This window comes from Catellatospora sp. NPDC049609 (assembly GCF_040675365.1).
Classification (GTDB): Bacteria; Actinomycetota; Actinomycetes; order Mycobacteriales; family Micromonosporaceae; genus Catellatospora.
On the sequence record NZ_JBFAOU010000352.1, the window covers coordinates 1 to 3,690 of the forward strand.

Genomic DNA, 3,690 nt, shown 5'->3' on the forward strand with positions numbered 1-3,690 from the left:
GAAGACACGACGAGCCCATCGACGCGGCATCCAAAAAGGATCTGCGATCGGACCAGCAACCGCCACCGTCAGCTATTGCGCACAAGATCGTTACTTCGATGGACGCCGCAACGGGACACTCCCTTCCCCCGGATCAACATCCAGTTTCAGGGTGTCCACCGCCAAGGTGGAAGCTCAACATCGGACTTGGTAGTCGCTGGCGGTTCTGCTCTACCGAAAGGTGGCAGTTATCGCCACGCGGCCTGACTGGCCCGAGCCGGAACAGAGGTAGAGCACGAGGTCGTTGGGGTTGCTGATGCTGCGGCGCACGAGCAGCCAGCGGGAGGTGTCGCCGCGGTCGACGTGGCCGGGCAGGGTGGCCATCGCCAGTCGTGCACACGCTGTCCCTTGGTGCCGCCAGAGGCGGAGATCGCTTCCACGCCTCGGGCGGGGCACGGCGACGAGGGTGTCAGTGCGGACACTGCCTGCGCCATTGTGGATGGGCTGGCTACAGTAGCGGGGCCGCCACGACATAGCCGCGACGGCGGGCGGCCAGGAAGCGGCGAACTTCGAGTCGAGCCCTATAGGCCTCGTCGGCGGCCGGCCACGTAGCGGGCACGTCAGCGTCCAGGGCACGGTCAGCATCCGGGTGGCCAGGATCGGCCTGGTGACGGACTCCGGGTGATCGCCGATGCTGGCGTCCCGCTCGGCGGGTGGGGTCGTCGGCCCAGTTCTCGGGCAGGTAAAGATCCCGGTTGTATCAGCGCGTGCCCGACGTCGGAGCGTGGAGCAGAACACCGCCAGCTGGCAGTTCTCTGCCCGCCCGGCGGTCGCGGAGTACTGGCGCTCGACTCCGGCCGAGCGATCACCCGGACTTGACCAACCCGTCTTCTGGGCGACCAGGACCCCATTCGCGCGGCCAAGACGCTCGACCACGTACGCGCCCGTGCTCGTCGTCGGTGTCCCAGACACAGACCACCGCACGCAATAGCCGCTGCATGCGGTCCGGCGTCGACTGCGCGTCGGGTTAAGCCAGCGTTCGAAGGTGCGCCGCCACCGCCATGCATTGGGACACCTCGACCCGCCTACCTTCGGGAGCCCTCATGCGGGCGGACGGTTGGTGTGACATGGACCGCTTGCAGTTCCACCCGGAACCAAATCGATCCCGCGTCTGTACTGGCTTAGGACGGGCCAAAACTTCGAGACTTCCGGCGACCCCTTGGCGGTACGAAACGGAACTAATGATGAAAGGGATCCCAAAGCTGTTCGCGCGTTTAGCTGCGGGACCGAATCGCCGGCGTGGTGACCGTGGTGCGCCGGCGCAGCGAGCCCAGGCCGGCAGGGGCGGTCCGGTATCTCAGCAGGTCCAATGAATAGCGGAAGCGGCGACCGGGTGGCTTTGCGTTGCGCGTCTGTGGTCATCCTTAGAGGACTTGGAGTAGGAACAACAGTGAGGAAGAGACGGGCTGGTAGCCGTGTGGCCGGTGTAGTGTCCGCGGTGTTGCTGGCGTCGATGGTTTTTGTGAACGAACTGGCGGCTGGACAGGCGGGGGCGGCGTCTGCCGGTCTGCATCGTGAAGTTGTCCTGGAGACCGATGGCAAGTCGTTCCGGTTTGTGTCTCAGGCGGTGCGGGCGCAGCCGCTTCGGGTGCGTGGACCGGTTGAGGTGCGGGGCGGCTATCGTGTCGAGGCGAGGGGGCCAAAGGGGCAGGTGGTGCACACTGCGTCGGTCGCGGACCCGCTCAATGTGCACTATGACGCGGTTGAGGGTGGGAAGTTCACCGGCGGGGTGGCGCATAGGACGTCAGGCCAGCTGGTGGTTCAGCTTCCAGTCGACGCCGAGGTGCGGGAGCTGGCGATGAGCGGTAACGGGGCCTCGGCCGTGGTCGCCGTTCCCGAGTTGGACGACCTGGCCCCAGCGGCTGTGCTGCCGTCGACCACGCTTGTCAACAATGGGCCGTCCAGCCAGCGTGTAGATGTGGTGTTCCTGGGTGACGGGTACACCAGCTCTCAGCTCGAGCTTTACCGCGATGACGTGGACAGGTTCAGTGCCGAGCTGTTGGAGGAAGCGCCGTTCTCCGAGTACGACAACTTTTTCAACGTGCACCGGGTTGATGTCACCTCGAACCAGTCAGGCACCGACGGCTCATCCACCTGCGGCGGCACGATGCGTGACACGGCGCTCGACACCGGTTTCCGGCCAACAGGGATCCCGGGCGACTGCCGGAACCTGGAGACCGACAACGCTGCGGATGTCATGGCCGCGGCGGCATCCGCGCCGGCCGCAGACATCGTCATCATCGTGGTCAACGCAGCCGAGGGCGGCGGCTCCGCTAGCTACACGAACTATTCTGTCTTCTCGCGAGGCGGCGACTTCCCAGAAGACACGATGCGGCACGAGGTGGGCCACTCGTTCGGCGAGCTTGAGGACGAGTACTTCAACGCTGACGGTTCGACCTGGTCCTGGGGCGAGCCTGATGCCCCCAACCTGTCGACGAACCTGGCCGCCGCGACCGCGAAGTGGGGTCGGTGGGTAGTGCCTGGGACGCTCTTTCCCACACCCGTTTCACCCGAACCGGACTTTGACGTTCCCGGGTATTACAAAGGCGCGTACCGCCACCAGAACGGGATCTATCGCCCGACGTTCGACTCGAAGATGAGAACAAGAACCAAGCCGTTCGACCGCGTCAGCCACGCCGTGCTCGTCGACCGGATCTTCGACTACGTGCCCAACGATGCGTCACCCCCGTCGGGCTTTGCGAGGGAGGGCCTTGGCACCGCGCCATCCGGCAAGATCAGGGTCGGCATGTTCTTCGAGGACCCGCAGAGCTACATCCTGTCGTATCGGATCTCGAACTACGCCGATTTCCGTGACAGTGCCGACAAGCCGGCGTGGAACCAGCCAACGTTCAGCCAAACGGAAAACTGGGCCCCGCTGCCTGGCCCCGGGCCTAAGACGATCTATGTCCGGGTCACGAACGGGACCGGCCTGTCGACCACACGCAGCTTTGTCGTCAACGTCGTCCCAGCGAGCACGGCGATCAATAGCGGGACATGGCGCAGCGGGAGCCACACGTCGCTGGTGGCCGATGACGACAGCTTCTACGAAGTGAACTCGGTTATGTTCTACGGCTTCATCTCGACCTCGTGGTGGGCCACGATTTCGAACGTGCCCAACTCCGCCACCTCCCTCCGGGTCAAGTACCGGGGGGCGAACTCGGCGCAGTGCACCCAGAGCATCAAGATGCTCAACGATGCCGGCGTTTGGGTGCTGCTCGACAGTCGATCGGTTGGGACGACCGAACAGCAGATCCTCGTGGAGCCAACTGGGAACCTCGCCGACTACGTCAGCGGCACTTCAGGCAACGGCCAGGTGAGAGTGTGGGTCGGCTGCTACCGCGGTACTGCCTTCCACTCCAAAGCGGACCAGATGGTGCTCACCTACTCCTAGTGGTCGATCCCTATCGACGATAGGTTGTCAAAGTCCGGCTCAACCCGGCTCGGCGCTGGTTGAGGCCGATGGTGGGGAAGGTCGCCTCGTGTGTCCACGCCTTGCGCGTGTGACGTTCATGTCCCGTGAGGACTTGCTGAGGCACCTTCCCCGTCTTTGTCTGGCGTAACGATCTTGTGCGCAATAGCTGACGGTGGCGGTTGCTGGTCCGATCGCAGATCCTTTTTGGATGCCGCGTCGATGGGCTCGTCGTGTCTTCA

Annotated in this window: 2 protein-coding genes and 1 pseudogene; 1 reads left to right on the forward strand and 2 read right to left on the reverse strand. The window is 64.4% G+C overall.

Going from position 1 to position 3,690, the window contains the following annotated elements; translation table 11 throughout:
• Positions 1-210: 210 nt before the first annotated feature.
• Complete coding sequence (locus AB0J67_RS39800) at positions 211-363, reverse strand: hypothetical protein (protein ID WP_363490798.1); 153 nt, start codon at positions 361-363, stop codon at positions 211-213.
• Between the two features lie 363 nt (positions 364-726).
• A pseudogene (locus AB0J67_RS39805) lies at positions 727-963 on the reverse strand (transposase); the annotation flags it as partial.
• Positions 964-1,477: 514 nt separating this feature from the next.
• Between AB0J67_RS39805 and AB0J67_RS39810 the strand changes: the two are divergent.
• Positions 1,478-3,430, forward strand: coding sequence for a M64 family metallopeptidase (locus AB0J67_RS39810; RefSeq protein ID WP_363490796.1), 1,953 nt, complete (start codon positions 1,478-1,480; stop codon positions 3,428-3,430).
• Positions 3,431-3,690 lie beyond the last annotated feature (260 nt).

Bases quoted from the DNA above. Each gene is read 5' to 3' on its own strand.
- AB0J67_RS39800 (WP_363490798.1), bottom strand. From the start codon at position 363: ATGGCCACCCTGCCCGGCCACGTCGACCGCGGCGACACCTCCCGCTGG.